The sequence below is a fragment of the Flavobacterium sp. ov086 genome (assembly GCF_900187965.1).
In the GTDB taxonomy this organism is placed as follows: domain Bacteria; phylum Bacteroidota; class Bacteroidia; order Flavobacteriales; family Flavobacteriaceae; genus Flavobacterium.
Genome location: NZ_FZNL01000002.1, coordinates 286,800 through 303,712 on the forward strand (window position 1 = coordinate 286,800; position 16,913 = coordinate 303,712).

Genomic DNA, 16,913 nt, shown 5'->3' on the forward strand with positions numbered 1-16,913 from the left:
TAAATTAAAAAAAATGTTTTCATTACAAAACAAAAAAGCAGTAGTTACGGGTGGTGGCAGTGGAATTGGAAAAGCTATTTCGGTTTTATTTGCAAAACAGGGAGCAGAAGTACATATTATTGAATTAACAGAAGAAAGTGCCAAATCTGCTGTTGATGAAATAAAAGCAAATGGAGGAAAAGTATTTTCTCACGCTTGTAATGTCGCCAATCAAGAAGAAGTATTACTAACATTCGAAAAAATAGGTAACATTCATATTTTAATCAATAACGCCGGAATCGCGCATGTTGGTAAAGTAGATACTACGCCGGCATCTGATTTTGATCGTGTGATGGATGTCAATGTAAAAGGAGTTTACAACTGTTTATTTGCTGCAATTCCGCAATTTCGACTTTCCAATGGTGGTGTAATTATCAACATGGCTTCAATTGCGGCGTGGGTTGGAATTCCGGATCGATTTGCGTATTCAACTGCAAAAGGTGCAGTTATGGCAATGACATTATCTGTTGCAAAAGATTATATAAAAGAAAATATTCGCTGTAATTCTATTTCACCTGCAAGAGTTCATACGCCTTTTGTTGATGGTTTTATTTCGAAAAATTATGCTGGAAAAGAAGCGGAAATGTTCGAAAAATTATCGCAATCACAACCGATTGGACGAATGGGGAAACCAGATGAAATCGCAGCTTTGGCCTTATATTTATGCAGTGAAGAAGCTGGCTTTATAACCGGTTCCGATTATCCAATTGATGGAGGATTTATTAAATTAAATAATTAATTTACAAATGAAGATTGCCTTATTCATACCATGCTATATTGATCAGTTTTATCCCAATGTGGGTATTGCTACTCTGCAATTATTAGAAAAGCTGGGTTGTGATGTAAGTTTTCCGCTGCAGCAAACCTGTTGCGGTCAACCTATGGCTAATAGCGGTTTTGCCAGTCTGAGTAAAGGTTGTGATCTGAATTTTATTAAAAATTTTTCAGGATTTAATTATATAGTTGCCCCTTCTGGAAGTTGTGTTTTGCATGTAAAGGAACATTTGCATAGTGACAAGCATCCAGTCGAAGCATTCTTGCTCAGAAATACTATTTATGAACTTACTGAGTTTCTGACCGATATTCTGAAAGTAGAAAATATTAATGCTTCTTTTCCTTATAAAGTAGGATGGCACAACAGTTGTCACGGACAAAGAGGATTAAATCTTTCTTCAATGACCGAAAGGATGCTGCCTGAATTTTCTAAACCTGAGCAATTGTTAAAGATGGTAAAAGGTATTGAATTGAGAAAACCAAAAAGAAATGATGAATGTTGTGGTTTTGGTGGAACATTTTGTGTTTCTGAGGAAGCCGTAAGTGTTAAAATGGGAAAAGACAGAATAAAAGAACACGAAGATAACGACGTCGATTATATTACCGGAGGAGATACCAGTTGCCTGATGCATCTGGAAGGTATATTAAGAAGAAAGGGAAGTAAGGTAAAAACCATTCATATTGCTGAGATATTGAATAGTGTGTTATAAAAAAATAGTCTTTATAAAGATTAAAAATTTAAAAGTATGGCGGTAAAACACGCTGAATTAGCGGAAAAGTTTATAGCTGACGAGCCTAGAACCAATTGGCACGATGAAACCTTATGGTTTGTTCGTGAAAAGCGGGATAAGGCAGCTCATGGTTTACCGGAATGGGAGCAATTAAGGGAATGGGGTTCACAGATTAAAAACAACACGCTTTCGAACCTATCCAATTACTTAAAAGAATTTGAAGAAAAAGCCACAGCAAATGGCATAAAAGTACATTGGGCTTCGGATGCCCAAGAACACAATGAGATAATCCATAAAATTATCCAAAAGCATGGCATTCAGAAGATTGTAAAAAGCAAAAGCATGTTAACTGAAGAATGTCATTTGAATGAATTTTTACAGCATAAGGGAATAGAAGTAGTTGATACTGATCTTGGGGAGCGTATTGTTCAATTTCGAAAAGAACCTCCAAGTCATATTGTTTTACCTGCAATTCATTTAAAAAAGGAAGATGTAAGTGCTACTTTTCATGAGCATTTGCAAACCGAAAAAGGAAATAATGATCCGCAATATTTAACTGAAGCAGCCAGACAACATTTGCGCAATAAGTTTGTAGAATCACAATTAGCAATTACAGGAGTCAATTTTGCCATTGCCGAGACTGGAGGTTTTGTTGTTTGTACCAATGAAGGTAATGCTGATATGGGAGCTCACACAGCACCTGTACACATTGCTTGCATGGGGTTTGAAAAATTGATTCCAAAAGCAGCGCATCTGTCTGTTTTTTTGAGATTATTAGCCAGAAGCGCCACAGGTCAGCCTATTACGACATACTCGAGTCATTTCAATAAACCGCGATCCAATCAGGAGATGCATCTGGTAATTGTAGATAATGGACGCAGTAAACAATTAGGAAGAGAAGATTTTAGAAATTCATTAAAATGTATTCGTTGTGCTGCTTGTTTTAACACTTGCCCCGTATATCGCAGAAGTGGCGGACACAGTTATCATACTGCTGTAGCAGGCCCAATAGGTTCTATATTAAATCCAAATTTGGATATGAAAGCTAATGCAGATTTACCCTTTGCATCAACTTTATGTGGTAGTTGTACTAATGTATGTCCTGTAAAAATTAATATTCATGAACAATTATGGAAATGGAGACAAGTGATTGTTGCTGAGGGATATGTGGACACAAGTAAAAAAATAAGCATGTTGGGAATGCGTTTTGTATTCTCTAATCCTAAAATTTATCGTTTGATAGGGAAAACAGGAAGAGGCATCATGCACTTATTTCCTTTTATGATAAATAATAAACTAAATGTTTGGTTTAAACAAAGAGAAATGCCGGAAGCTCCAAAAGATTCATTTCGCGATTGGTATTTAAAAAACAGAAAAAACTAAAAATAAACATCTGACAGCAATAGTGTATGAGTGCAAGAGAAAACATATTGAAAGCCATTGCGATGAATCAGCCCAAATTGGCTGAACTTCCTGTTATTGATATTGCGTCCACGATTCATTATGAAGATTCATATGCCCAGTTTAGAACAGTATTAGAAAGTATTGGCGGAAAAGTGGAATTAATTTCAGATTTAACGGTACTGAAAGATCAGTTAATTTCTGATAGATTAAACGGAAAATTTGTAGTAAATACGATAGAAACACTTGGAGAAGTTGATCAAAAAGCAGCTTTTTTATCGGCATTTGAGTTAGAAAAAGTTGAAAAAGGGTATGTTCAGGGCACTGTTGGAGTAGCAGAAAATGGTGCTGTATGGATTTATGAAAGCCAGATGATAAACAGACTTGTTCCTTTTATATGTCAGCATTTGATATTGGTGATTGAGAAAAAAAATATTGTAGACAATTTACATCAGGCATACGAAAAAATTGATGTTTCAAAAGAAGGTTTTGGGGTATTTATAGCAGGACCTTCAAAAACGGCAGATATAGAGCAGTCTTTAGTAATAGGTGCGCACGGTGCAAGAAGTGCAACAATTTATGTGATTGAATAATAAGGAATCACATATTCTATTTGATAAAGCACTATGATTTTAGAATAAATTAGACGAAGTATAATATAATAAAAGAATAAAATGAAACTAATACGATTTGGAGAAGCCGGTAAAGAAAAGCCAGGTATCTTAATAGGAGAGAAAAGATTTGATGTATCTTCAATAGTAACCGATTATAATGAGGCTTTTTTTGAAGAAAATGGATTAGAAAAATTAAAAAAAGCATTAGAAAGTAATCCTGTATTGCCAGAAGTTGAGGCTTCAATTCGTTTGGGTTCACCAATAACAAGACCTTCAAAAATAATATGTATTGGATTAAACTATGTAGATCACTGTTTAGAAACTAATGCACCAATTCCTACGGAGCCTATTATCTTTTTTAAATCAACTACTTCTTTATGTGGACCAAATGATAACTTGATTATTCCTAAAAACAGTGAAAAAACGGATTGGGAAGTGGAACTGGCATTTGTTATCGGTAAAAAAGCAAGTTATGTAGAAGAATCTGAAGCATTAGACTATGTTGCAGGATACGCTTTACTTAACGATTATAGTGAAAGAGCCTTTCAACTAGAGCGTGGTGGTCAATGGGCAAAAGGAAAAGGGAGTGATACATTTGCACCACTCGGACCCTTTTTGGCTACTAAAGATGAAGTGAAAGATGTTGATAATTTGTCAATGTGGCTTACTGTAAATGGTAAAAAATATCAGGACAGTAATACGCTAAATTTAGTTTTCAAAATTCCATTTTTAGTACATTACTTAAGCCAGTTTATGACGTTGCTTCCGGGCGATATAATCAGTACAGGAACGCCTCCAGGTGTTGGTTTAGGAATTAAACCTGACCCAATTTATATTAAAGCCGGAGATGTTATAGCGCTTGGAATTGAAGGTTTAGGAAGCAGCAGTCAAATTGCCGTTGCGTATACTAAGTAAAATTGAAATTTGATGGAGGCCATAGGAAGTAAATAGCATTCCGCAACAACCTCTATAAGCAAGCAAAAACACCAAACTTGTTTGTAAACTAATCACAAACAAGTTTGGTCGTTATCAATAAAGATAATCTTACGACAGCTTTCTTAATAATTATTTATGGCTTTGTATTACTTAAAAAGTCAAAAAAAGTACATTAAATTAATAAGCGCCATAGAAAACAAAATGTAGATGCATTGATAATAAGTAATTTGGAAGAGCAGTGGCTTTTCCGGATAAATTAGAAGCGGTAAAAAACAATATTGATATGAAAAACAAACCGGTTTCTATTAAGGATATTGCTGATGAACTAAAGATTTCCATAACAACGGTTTCTTTTGTATTGAATGGAAAAGCAACAGAAAAACACATTTCTAAAGAGCTAACGCAAAAGGTTTTAGATTATGCAAAACTAATAAACTACAGACCAAATCAAATTGCACAGAGCCTTAGAACAGGGAAATCAAAAATTTTGGTTTTTATGGTAGAAGATATTTCAAATAGTTTCTTTTCTAAATTAGCTCGAATTTTTGAAGATATTTCATTTGACAAAGGATATAAAGTCATTTTTTGCAGCAACGAAAATAATGATGAAAGATCAAAAGAATTGATTGAATTGTTTAATTTTCGCCAAGTTGATGGCTTTATTATTGTCCCTTCTTCAGGAATAAAAGATACTATAGAAGGCTTAATAAAAGATAATAAACCGGTTGTTTTATTAGATCGTTTTTTTGAAGGTTTAGATTGTAATAGTGTTAGTATAGATAATCAACAAGCTTCTTATGATGCAACCTTACATTTGGTAAATAATCAATTTAAGAACATTGGGTTTGTGACTACAGATTCCAATCAAACGCAAATGAGAGATCGATTGTCAGGATATTATAAAGCAATTGATGATAAGGGTTTGAAATCAAACGTTTTGCAAATTCCTTACAGTGAAATTTTTAAAGGGAAAGGGAAGGAGTATATTAAAAAATTCCTGAATGATCATAATGATTTGGATGCTATTTTTTTTGGAACCAATTATCTTGCACAAAACGGATTAGAAGTTTTTAAGGAGAGTAGTCGTAATTTATTAAATGAATTTGGCATTGTTGCATTCGATGATAATGATATGTTTAAGTTATGTTCAACTTCTATTAGTTGTGTTGCCCAGCCGCTATTCGAAATTAGTTCTAAACTAATGGAATTGATGTTTCTTCTTTTAAAGAAAAATGAGATAGGAGAAAATACTCAAAAAATAGTGCTAAAAACAGAGCTTATTATTCGGGAGTCTTCATTAAGGAGACAGCCTTAACTTTTTGTAGTAAATAAGAGAACAACTCCACTTTTATCTTAACTGGCTCTGCGACATTATAATTTAAGTCTTATCTTTTTAATGGCTCCAAAAACTCTCTTAAAATTGTCGTTGGTCGAAATTATATAATTCAGTTCGTAATTTAGAGTAATATTGTGTTTCCTATTTTAATAATAAGTTATTAAACACAGCGCAATGAAAAATACGTTTCTAATATTCTGTTTTTTTTGCATGATCGCACCTGTTAGCGGTCAACAAACAATAAAATCTCCAGCGCCATTTGGTCCATTGCCAACACAAAAACAAATCGACTGGCAAGAAATGGAGTTTTATGCTTTTGTACACTTTTCATTAAATACATTTACTAATAAAGAATGGGGCTATGGCGATGAATCTCCGGAACTATTTAATCCTTCAAATCTTGATGTACGCCAATGGGCAAGAGTGGTTAAGGAATCCGGGATGAAAGGAATTATTTTGGTAGCCAAACATCATGACGGATTTTGTTTATGGCCATCTGCCTATACAGAACGTTCAGTGAAAAATTCTCCCTGGAAAAATGGTAAAGGAGATCTCGTAAAAGAACTGGCTGCCGCTTGCAAAGAATACGGTTTAAAACTAGGATTATACCTTTCGCCCTGGGACAGAAGCCGTGCAGATTACGGCAAACCTGAATACATCACTTATTTTAGAAATCAGCTCAAAGAATTACTGATCAATTACGGAGATGTTTTTGAAATGTGGTTTGATGGTGCTAATGGCGGCGATGGCTATTATGGCGGGGCAAATGAAACCAGAAAAATTAATACTTTAGAATATTATAATTGGGATGAAACCTATAAATTGATTTACAAAACAGCACCTAAAACTTTGGTTTGGGGAGTTGGACCTTCAGAAGCAAGATGGATTGGAAATGAAGAAGGGCGTGCGGGAAAAACAAATTGGAGCCTTTTGCGCCAGAAAGATGAATTGGCAGGAAAAGTACATTATACTGAGTTTATGTCCGGTCATGAAGATGGAGAAAAATGGGTTCCGGGAGAAGCAGATGTTTCGATCAGACCAGGATGGTTTTATCATGCTGTAGAAGATGATAAAGTACGTTCGCTGGACGAAATGGTCGATATTTATTATGAATCAATTGGCAGAAATGCTACTTTATTACTGAATCTTCCGGTTGATAAAAGAGGTTTGGTTCATGAAAATGATCAGACAAGATTAAAAGAATTAGTTTCGACCATAAGAGCTGATTTTAAAACGGAATTATTAGCGGGATCTAAAATTTCTGCAGATAATGTGAGAGGAAACAGTGCAGAATTTGCAGCCAAAAATGTCACAGATGGAAATAAAGATTCTTATTGGGCAACAGACGATGCTATAAAAAACGCTTCAATCGTTTTTGAATTCAGTAAACCAACGGCTTTAAATAGAATTTTACTTCAGGAATATATTCCGTTAGGGCAGCGTGTTAAAGCTTTTAATATTGAAGCTAAAGTAGACGGGAAATGGACAACCGTTGCAAACGAAACCACCATTGGTTATAAAAGAATTTTAAGAATTGAGAGAGTTACAGCATCGGCATTAAAAATAAATATCACCGACTCGAAAGCAAGTATTGTTATTTCGAATATTCAGGCTTTTAATGCACCAACTTTTGTGCGTATGCCTGAAATTCAGAGAGATAAAAATGGAAATGTCACCATAAAATCCGAAGACGGAAATTCCGTTTATTATTCGCTTGACGGAAAAAATCCAACGAAAAAAAGCATCTTATACAAAGGAGTATTTAAGTATGAAAAAGCCGTTGAAATTAAAGCCGTTGCTATTGATAGAACGGAGAATATTAGCAGTGCTATAAAAACTGCCAAATATGGTGCATCTAAAGAAAATTGGAAAATAGTTACAGCTTCCAGCGGAGATTTAAATTCTGCAAACCGAATTATAGACGGAAATCCAAATACAGATTGGAGTTTTGGAGGTGACAATAATAAACTTCCACAGGAAATAACAATCGATATGGGAAATATTTTAACCCTAAACGGCTTTACTTATGTGCCACAGCAAGTAGGTAATAATCTCAATTTGATATCGAATTATGAGTTCTACACCAGCCTAGATAATATAAAATGGACATTGCAGTCACAAGGCGAATTTTCGAATATAAGAAACAATCCAATCGAGCAGATAAAGACCTTTAAAAAAGATAAAGCAAGATACATTCGTTTCGTTGCAAAAACAGCAGTTGGAAAGGGAACTACGGTTTCGATCGCAGAAATAAATGTAATGGAAACACTATAAGCAACTTTAATTAGCAATCTTTTTACTTAAAGTTTCCAATTATGTCTTCTGCCGAAGGTAACAGGTTATTAGTCGAATTTTTGATTATATACGTCATGTATTATTTAATTTTATGATAAATAATTACAACAATAGTCAAATGGTTAAAGAAAATATAAATTTCAAAGAAGCTGGGAAGTTCGAAGAAACCCGTTTTGAGAAGATTCATAATGTAATTTTCGATTCATCTCAGGAAGCTTCGGTATTAGTTGCTCAGGAAATAGCCAATATAATTCAAAGAAAAGATGAGTTAAACGAACCATGCGTTTTAGGACTCGCAACAGGATCTTCGCCAGTAAAAGTTTACGAAGAATTGGTTCGCTTGCATAAAGAAGAAGGTTTGAGTTTTGCCAATGTTGTAACCTTCAATTTAGATGAATATTATCCAATGGATAAAAATAATATTCAGAGTTATTGGTATTTTATGCACGAGCATCTTTTTAATCATGTTGATATTTTACCACAAAATATAAATATTCCTAACGGAAACATAAGCAATGAAGACTTACAACAATATTGTATAGATTACGAAATGAAGATTAAAGCCTATGGCGGATTAGATTTTCAGCTTTTAGGTATAGGCAGAACCGGACACATCGGGTTTAACGAACCGGGATCTCATGTTAACTCGGCTACCAGAAGTATTACATTAGATCATTTGACACGTATCGATGCTGCATCTTCATTTTTAGGAATCGATAATGTACCCAGAAAAGCGATCACAATGGGAATTGGTACCGTAAAAAATGCCAAAAGAATTGTACTTCTTGGATGGGGAATCAGTAAGGCTGAAATTATAAATAATACTATCGAAGGAGAAATTTCTTCACGAGTTCCGGCGACGTATTTACAACAGCACAACAACACAACATTTGTTTTAGATACAGAAGCTTCATCAGAATTAACCAGAGTAAAAACTCCCTGGTTGGTTAAGTCTGTAATCTGGACAGAAGAATTAAAACTGAAAGCCGTAGCGTGGTTAAGTGAATTGACCAAAAAACCTTTTTTGAAACTAACAGATAAGGATTACAACGATAACGGAATGTCGAGCCTTTTGACAGAAGAAGGAACTGCATATGATCTAAACATTAAAATGTTTAACAAAATGCAGCAAACCATTACAGGTTGGCCGGGAGGAAAACCAAATTCAGATGATACCTACAGACCGGAACGCGCAACGCCAGAAAGAAAAAGAATCATCATTTTTAGTCCGCATCCGGATGATGATGTTATATCAATGGGCGGAACTTTTGACAGATTGGTAGAGCAAGGACATGAAGTACATATTGCCTATCAAACCTCAGGGAATATTGCTGTTTCGAACGAAGAAGCTTTAAAATTTGCTGAAATATCAAAAGCATTGAATGCAAATTCTACAGAATCTGAAAATATTATAAACTTTTTAAAGAGCAAAAAAGCGAATGATATTGATTCATTAGAAGTTAGAAAATTAAAAGGATTAATTAGAAGAAGTGAATCTGTTGCAGCCACCAGATATTTGGGCGTGCCGGATTCTAATGTTAACTTTTTAGATTTACCATTTTATGAAACTGGAACAGTTAAGAAAAATAACCTTGGAGAGGCTGATATTCAAATTATGTGTGATATTATCGAAAGGATAAAACCACATCAGATTTATGCAGCTGGAGATTTAGCAGATCCGCACGGAACCCATAAAGTTTGTCTGGATAGCTTATTTGAAGCTTTAAAAAGAGTAAAACACAACAGTTATATGGATGATTGTTGGGTTTGGTTGTATAGAGGAGCATGGCATGAATGGGAATCGTACCAAATCGAAATGGCGGTTCCAATGAGCCCTGATCAGGTTCTTAAAAAACGTCATGCCATCTTTTATCATCAATCTCAAAAGGATGGTGTAATGTTCCAGGGTGATGACAGTCGCGAATTCTGGGTACGAGTAGAAGACAGAAACAGATTAACAGCCGAAAAATATCACGCTTTAGGATTAGCAGATTACTCTGCAATCGAAGCTTTTAAACGATATTATTTTTAGATTGTTTGTCTTTTAAAATATAATAAACTATTTCATGTGGTTTATTTTGGTTAGTTACCAATTTTGAAAATGCAGCCCTGGTTAGGCTGCATTTTTTTGTGCTTAATTTAAACGAATATTTTGACTCATTTTATGTCACCCTTAGCGAAGTCGAAGGGCGTAAAGTAGCTCCACAATGTGATTTTTCATTACAATCTTATCATTTCAATTTCTATGATAAAACCAAATCTTTATTAGTTTCAACGAATTAATCCCGAAGCCTCGGGACGTTGTTACAAAATCATTCCTCCTGAATTTTTTAGACAGTTCCGTAGGAACAAAATATATTGTAGAGATGGATTTTAATCCATCATTCGCAATCAAAACCCAATCTTGTCATTTCGGTACGAAAAATCACACTAGAAAATCCGTATAGAAATTACCAATCGTCATAGTGTTCCTAATGAAGATTCCTTAAAATGACACAGTTTATAAATAAAAAGACCTTTGTCAAAGTTTTAAAATGTTGACAAAGGTTTCGTTATATAAAAATGTCTTCGATTTCGCTCAGACTAACAATTGTTTAGATCGAAGAATTCAAAATCCTCTGCTTTACATGATCGATATAAGATCTTCCAATTACATATCTAAGTCCTTCAATCTCAATACTGTTTCCTTCAACGGCATCAATTTTATCGATTGCAATAGTATAAGATCGGTGTATTCTTAAAAAATTTCTTTCGGGTAATAAGTCTGTAAAATCAGATAATGTGCTGTGTATGATGTATTTGCCGGTAAGAGTATTTATTTTTAGATAATCTTTTAAGCTTTCGATGACCAGAATTTCATTAAAGAAGATCTTTTTCATTCTTTTTTTATCGATTTTCACAAAGATAAAAGGACTTTCCTGAATGTTTTCGTGGGGAATATTATTTTTAATTTCGAGTCTTTTACTAATCTTATTCAGCGTTTTCATTAACCTTGGGAACTCGATTGGTTTTACCAGATAATCTAAAACATCTAATTCATAAGTCTCAATTGCAAACTGACTATAAGCACTTGTAATAATAAGGATTGGTGGATTTTCAAGGCTTTTTATAAAATTAATACCATCAAGAACAGGCATGTTAATGTCAAGAAAAATGACATCAACTTTATTGTTTTTCAAAAAGTTTAAACCTTCTATTGGATTGCTGAAAGTGTCTATTACCTCAAAATTTTCAACTGCTTCTAAATAATTTTTAATAACATTAATCGCCAAAGGTTCATCGTCGATAATCAAACAATTTATTTTCATTTCTATAGTCTTAAGTTATTTGAGCGAAATAGTTTAGCTGGTAAATCTATATACGAGGAAAAGTTATTTTAGGTTACTTTAATCACCAGCTTTACGACAAAAATATTCTTTTTATTCTTAAATGAAAGCTTATAGTCATTTTTATTATAACCTAGTTCAAGTCTTTTTTTAACGTTCTCAATACCTATGCCACTTGACTTGTTAAAATTGTCTTTGTGGTGTGTAATTTCTGCCATTGGGTTTGAGATGGTAAAGTGTAGGAAATCACCTTTTATTTTAAAATTAATGTCAATTATTACTTTTCCTGTATTCTTGTTTACACCATGTTTAAAAGCATTTTCTACAAAAGTCAATAATATTATAGGAGCTATTTCCTTATCATGAATATCTCCGGAAATAGACATATTTACTTCTAATCGATCATCGTTTCTAATGCGCTCTAAATCAAGATAATTTTGAATACAAAGAATTTCATTCTCTAAAGTCTGTCTTTTACTTTTGGTATCATATAACATATAACGCATTAACTCAGAAAGTTTAAGAACAATTTTTGGGGTTTTGTTTGATTTTTCTACAGATAAAGAATAAATATTATTTAAAGTATTAAAGAAAAAATGCGGAGAAATTTGAGATTTCAAAAAAAGCAATTCAGTTTCTAATTGTGATTTTTCAAGATCTGTTACCCTTTTTTGTTCTTTCAAAAAGTCTAAAGTAATCTTGATAGCCGTTACAAAGGTAATCACATAAAGTTCACCCATCATCATGTCGATCGTATAATTAAGCGTTAATTTATCGATCGTTTCAGGTCCTTCAGGCCATACATTATGTGTTATTAATAAATAGGTAAGATTGAATTTTAAAATCACCATTATAAATATCGAAGATAAAACTGCAAGAATATAAAGGAGATATTTTTTTCGATAAACCAAAAAAGGCATAAAAATTAAAATATTCAGGTAACATAATGTCATGTGAATAGGAAAGCCCAACAAGTTTGTCTTAAGCGAATAGAGATAATCATTAAAATAGCTTCCCCATCTAAATGTGTTAAATAAAAAGTAAGTAAGCCAAAAAATGATGTGATAATGCAATGGTATGCGATATAGTTTGCTGGAATTGAAATTCATAATAATGATGCGTTTTGTGACTTTTTATGATGTTTATCTTAGTTTATACGTCGTCCGTCTAAATTAGTTTTAATAAAAGTCTGGTTTGTTTAAATTTAAAGTTAAATTAAGGTTGTTTTATATGAAGAATTTTACGTTGGTGATTTTATTTGCAATTCTGTTTGCAAGTTGTAAAATAAAGACATACAAAAATAAAAGTGAGCAAAATATTTTTGCTAATCATGCAAATCCTTTTATCGGTACTGGTGGACATGGACATACTTATCCCGGAGCGACCGTTCCTTTCGGGATGTTGCAAGTAAGTCCTGACAATGGTATTTCGAACTGGGACTGGTGTTCCGGTTATCATTATTCAGATTCTATCGTAGCGGGATTCAGTCATTTGCATTTAAGCGGAACCGGAATTGGTGATTTGGCCGATATCTTATTTATGCCCACTAATAAAAAACTCGATTTAACAACCAAAACAACTTCACGAGATCAATTACCTTATAAATCAACTTACAGTCATGTTAACGAAAAAGCAACACCGGGCTCTTACCAGGTTTTTCTTGAGGATCCTAAAATCAATGTAGAATTAACTTCTTCACAACGCACAGCATTCCATAAATACACATTTGCCAAAAACGACAAACAATCCGTAATTATCGATCTTGGTTTTGCTATTAATTGGGATAAAACGCTAAAAACCGGAATTACCATCGAAGACCAATATACTATAAGCGGTTACCGTTTTAGTACTGGTTGGGCAAAAAATCAGAAAGTATTTTTTGTGGCAAAGTTTTCAAAGCCCATTTCAGAATCTGTTTTATTAGCAAATAAACAGGTTGTTACAGGAAAATCTGCCGAAGGAGAAAATACAGCAACACAACTGTTTTTTAATGCAAATAATACTGATGAACTATTTGTAAAAGTAGCTTTATCATCTGTTAGTGTGGCTAATGCCAAAGATAATTTAGACGACGAAAAATCAACTTTCGAAAAAACAAAATCAGAAGCAGCTACAATCTGGAATGCCGCTTTGAGTAAAATTGAAGTTGAAACCCCAATAGATTCATTGAAAACCATTTTCTATACCGCGATGTTCCACGCCCAAGTTGCCCCTGTAGCCTATAGTGATAAAAACGGTCAATTTAGAAAAGAGGATGACCAGATTGCAACAGCAAAAGGTTATACCACTTATTCGACCTTATCACTATGGGATACTTTTAGGGCAGAAAATCCACTATTGACTTTACTGGCTCCGGATAAAACATCAGATATTGTTAATTCAATGTTAGCGTATTACGATACTAAAAAAATATTACCGGTCTGGACACTCTACGCCAACGAAACGAATACCATGACAGGATATCATTCCATTCCGGTAATTGTTGACGCATACCAAAAAGGCATTAAAGGTTTTGATGCCGAAAAAGCCTACCAAGCCATGAAAAACACCATGATGCAGGACGAGCGAGGATTAAATTTCTACAAAAAATACGGTTATATTCCGTATAACTTACTAGACGAATCCGTTACCATAACTTTAGAATATGCTTATGACGATTGGTGTGTAGCGCAAATGGCAAAAGCTTTAGGAAAAAATGAAGACTATCAATTTTTCTTAAAAAGATCTCAGGCTTATCAATATTTATTTGATCCGAAAACCGGATTTATGAGAGGAAAATCTGAAGACGGAAAATCATGGAACGAACCTTTTGATCCCAAACACTCGAACCACAGAGAACACACGGATTATACCGAAGGAAATGCCTGGCAGCACAGCTGGTTTGTGCCTCAAAATGTAGATAATTTTATTGCATTGCACGGCAGCAATGAGATATTTGCAAAACGATTAGAACAACTTTTTACCGAAAGTTCAGAGATTACAGGTAGTAATGTTTCGGCAGATATTTCAGGATTAATAGGTCAATATGCACACGGAAACGAGCCAAGTCATCACATTGCCTATATGTTTAATCATGCAAACCAACCGTGGAGAACGCAATATTGGGTTCGCCATATTCTGGACACGCAATACAATACAACGCCAAACGGACTAAGCGGAAATGAAGATTGCGGGCAAATGTCAGCATGGTACATTTTCAGTTCAATGGGATTGTATCCTATGAATCCCGCTTCTGGAGAATATGAAATTGGAAGTCCAATTTTCGAAAAAGTAAAAATCAATCTCGAAGGTGGAAAATCGTTTGTTATTGAAGCCGAAAATGTTTCAGACAAAAATTTCTATATACAATCGGCAACCTTAAACGGAGCCGAATTCAATCAAACAGTAATCACACACAAACAAATCGTACAAGGCGGAGTTTTACATTTTATGATGGGCGCCGAACCCAATAAAAATTGGGGATTAAAAAAATAATTAACACAATAACTAATCAGATAACTAACCAGCAAACAACAAAAATTAATGGATATTATTGACGTATCAATCATCGTAACCTATATTCTACTATCGGTAGGAATAGGAATTTGGATTTCAAGAAAAGCATCAAAAGGGTTAGATGATTATTTCCTTGGCGGGAAAACAATCAAATGGTATTTCTTAGGTCTGAGCAACGGATCAGGAATGTTTGATGTCTCCGGAACCTCCTGGATGATTGGAGTATTGTTTTTATATGGTGTAAAAAGTTTTATGTTTATGTGGCTTTGGCCCATATGGAATCAGATTTTTGTAATGATGTTTCTCGCAGTCTGGATTAGAAAATCAAAAGTAATGACAGGTTCTGAATGGATTTTAACCCGTTTTGGAAGTGACAGAGCCGGAAAAGCGTCTCATATTATTGTAGCCGTTTTTGCTATTATCTCAACAATTGGTTTTATCGCTTACTTTTTTGAAGGAATCGGGAAATTTGTAACCATTATTTTGCCTTGGGATTTAACGCTTCATTATGGCGATTTAATTTTACTGACTTCAGAACGTTCTTATGCCTTAATAATCATTTTATTAACGACAATTTATACCGTAAAAGGCGGAATGTTTTCTGTAGTTGCTACAGAAGTAGTGCAATATTTAATCATGATTATTGCCGGAGTTTTAATTGCCGGTTATGCTTTTATCAATTACACAGATATTCAGATTAATTCAGTTATTACTGATGAATGGAAAAATGTTTTCTTCGGATGGCAATTTGAAACCCAATGGACTGATAAATTCCAAACGTTCAATAATTTAATTGATTCTGAAGGATACAAAATGTTTGGCGCTTTTATCGGAATGACATTGTTCAAAGGTTTCTTCGCCAGTATTGCAGGACCAACACCAAGCTACGATTTACAAAGAATTCTTTCTACAAAATCAGTAAAAGAAGCGGCATATATGAGTGGTTTTACCAACCTGATTTTGTTTATACCAAGATATTTATTAATTACCGGAATTGTGGTAATTGCTTTGGTAAACATGGCACCGGAACTAAATGCTAATACAGGTTTAACAGGAGCCGATTTGGAATTATTAATGCCAAAAGTCGTTAACTTATACATTCCGGTTGGAATAAAAGGAATTCTGCTTGCCGGTTTATTAGCAGCATTCATGTCCGGATTTTCGGCATTCGTTAACGCCGGACCAGCTTATATTGTAAATGATATTTATAAAAAATATTTTAAACCTGTTGCAACAAACGCACACTATATTAAGGTGAGTCAGATTTCATCTTTCCTTGTAGTTGGTTTAGGGGTTTTCATGGGATTCTTTGCAGATTCTATAAATTCGCTAACTTTATGGATTACAAGTGCTTTGTATGGAGGTTACGTTGCAGCCAATTTCCTGAAATGGATTTGGTGGCGTTTTAACGGCTGGGGTTATTTCTGGGGAATGTTCGCCGGATTAATCGTAGCGTCATTACAATTTGCTTTAGGTCAGGCTAAAGGAAGTTTGTCCGAAGGATCATTTTTATACGATTTAGCACAAGTGCAGGCAATTTATCTGTTTCCGTTAATATTTGGTTTCTCTATTTTAGGTTGTCTTTTAGGAACGTTCCTGAGCAAACCAACAGATATAGAAGTTTTAAGATCTTTCTACACCAATGTAAGACCTTGGGGTTGGTGGAATCCGGTTTATAAAACATTAAAAATTGAAGATCAGAGTTTCGAAAAAAATAATGATTTCTGGAAAGATATGCTCAATTGTATTATCGGAATTGTATGGCAGTCCAGTATGATTTTGCTTCCAATATTTTTCATTATCAGAGATTATCCAAAAGCAATTATAGCATTGGTTGTGTTTTTAGTAACGACAACAATATTGAAATTTACTTGGTTAGATAAAGTTCGCAGAATAGAGGATTAGTCAAATTAGATAATAAGTCAATTAGATAATTAGCCAATTAGAAAATTAGATAATTAAAAGA

The 16,913-nt window shown here is 34.0% G+C and carries 12 protein-coding genes; 10 read left to right on the forward strand and 2 right to left on the reverse strand.

Going from position 1 to position 16,913, the window contains the following annotated elements; all coding sequences use genetic code 11:
* Nucleotides 1-13 precede the first annotated feature (13 nt).
* From CHB81_RS03225 to nagB, 8 genes are all read left to right on the forward strand, one after another.
* Nucleotides 14-778, forward strand: a complete 765-nt coding sequence (locus CHB81_RS03225; RefSeq protein ID WP_089350448.1) for an SDR family NAD(P)-dependent oxidoreductase — start codon at nucleotides 14-16, stop codon at nucleotides 776-778.
* Between the two features lie 7 nt (nucleotides 779-785).
* Nucleotides 786-1,523, forward strand: coding sequence for a (Fe-S)-binding protein (locus CHB81_RS03230; RefSeq protein ID WP_089350449.1), 738 nt, complete (start codon nucleotides 786-788; stop codon nucleotides 1,521-1,523).
* A gap of 36 nt (nucleotides 1,524-1,559) precedes the next feature.
* Nucleotides 1,560-2,927, forward strand: coding sequence for a lactate utilization protein B (locus CHB81_RS03235; RefSeq protein WP_089350450.1), 1,368 nt, complete (start codon nucleotides 1,560-1,562; stop codon nucleotides 2,925-2,927).
* 26 nt (nucleotides 2,928-2,953) lie between these two features.
* Nucleotides 2,954-3,538, forward strand: a complete 585-nt coding sequence (locus tag CHB81_RS03240) for an LUD domain-containing protein (RefSeq protein ID WP_089350451.1) — start codon at nucleotides 2,954-2,956, stop codon at nucleotides 3,536-3,538.
* An 81-nt stretch (nucleotides 3,539-3,619) separates the two neighbouring features.
* On the forward strand, nucleotides 3,620-4,474 hold the full coding sequence (locus tag CHB81_RS03245; protein WP_089350452.1) for a fumarylacetoacetate hydrolase family protein: 855 nt from the start codon (nucleotides 3,620-3,622) through the stop codon (nucleotides 4,472-4,474).
* 304 nt (nucleotides 4,475-4,778) lie between these two features.
* A complete protein-coding gene (locus CHB81_RS03250; protein ID WP_089350541.1) occupies nucleotides 4,779-5,810 on the forward strand; it encodes a LacI family DNA-binding transcriptional regulator in 1,032 nt (343 codons plus the stop codon).
* 195 nt (nucleotides 5,811-6,005) lie between these two features.
* Nucleotides 6,006-8,105, forward strand: a complete 2,100-nt coding sequence (locus tag CHB81_RS03255) for an alpha-L-fucosidase (RefSeq protein WP_089350453.1) — start codon at nucleotides 6,006-6,008, stop codon at nucleotides 8,103-8,105.
* A 139-nt stretch (nucleotides 8,106-8,244) separates the two neighbouring features.
* On the forward strand, nucleotides 8,245-10,158 hold the full coding sequence (nagB, locus tag CHB81_RS03260) for a glucosamine-6-phosphate deaminase (RefSeq protein WP_089350542.1): 1,914 nt from the start codon (nucleotides 8,245-8,247) through the stop codon (nucleotides 10,156-10,158).
* Between the two features lie 562 nt (nucleotides 10,159-10,720).
* On the opposite strand, the gene CHB81_RS03265 is transcribed toward nagB, so the two are convergent.
* Together CHB81_RS03265 and CHB81_RS03270 are read right to left on the reverse strand one after the other, a co-directional pair.
* On the reverse strand, nucleotides 10,721-11,434 hold the full coding sequence (locus tag CHB81_RS03265; protein WP_089350454.1) for a LytTR family DNA-binding domain-containing protein: 714 nt from the start codon (nucleotides 11,432-11,434) through the stop codon (nucleotides 10,721-10,723).
* Between the two features lie 68 nt (nucleotides 11,435-11,502).
* Nucleotides 11,503-12,561 (reverse strand): sensor histidine kinase, encoded by a 1,059-nt coding sequence (locus tag CHB81_RS03270; protein WP_089350455.1) that lies wholly within the window; start codon nucleotides 12,559-12,561, stop codon nucleotides 11,503-11,505.
* 121 nt (nucleotides 12,562-12,682) lie between these two features.
* On the opposite strand from CHB81_RS03270, the gene CHB81_RS03275 reads away from it, so the two are divergent.
* Nucleotides 12,683-14,926: a GH92 family glycosyl hydrolase gene (locus tag CHB81_RS03275; protein ID WP_089350456.1), complete on the forward strand. Its 2,244-nt coding sequence runs from the start codon at nucleotides 12,683-12,685 to the stop codon at nucleotides 14,924-14,926.
* A 48-nt stretch (nucleotides 14,927-14,974) separates the two neighbouring features.
* Nucleotides 14,975-16,852 (forward strand): sodium:solute symporter family protein, encoded by a 1,878-nt coding sequence (locus tag CHB81_RS03280; RefSeq protein WP_089350457.1) that lies wholly within the window; start codon nucleotides 14,975-14,977, stop codon nucleotides 16,850-16,852.
* The last annotated feature ends 61 nt before the right edge of the window (nucleotides 16,853-16,913 follow it).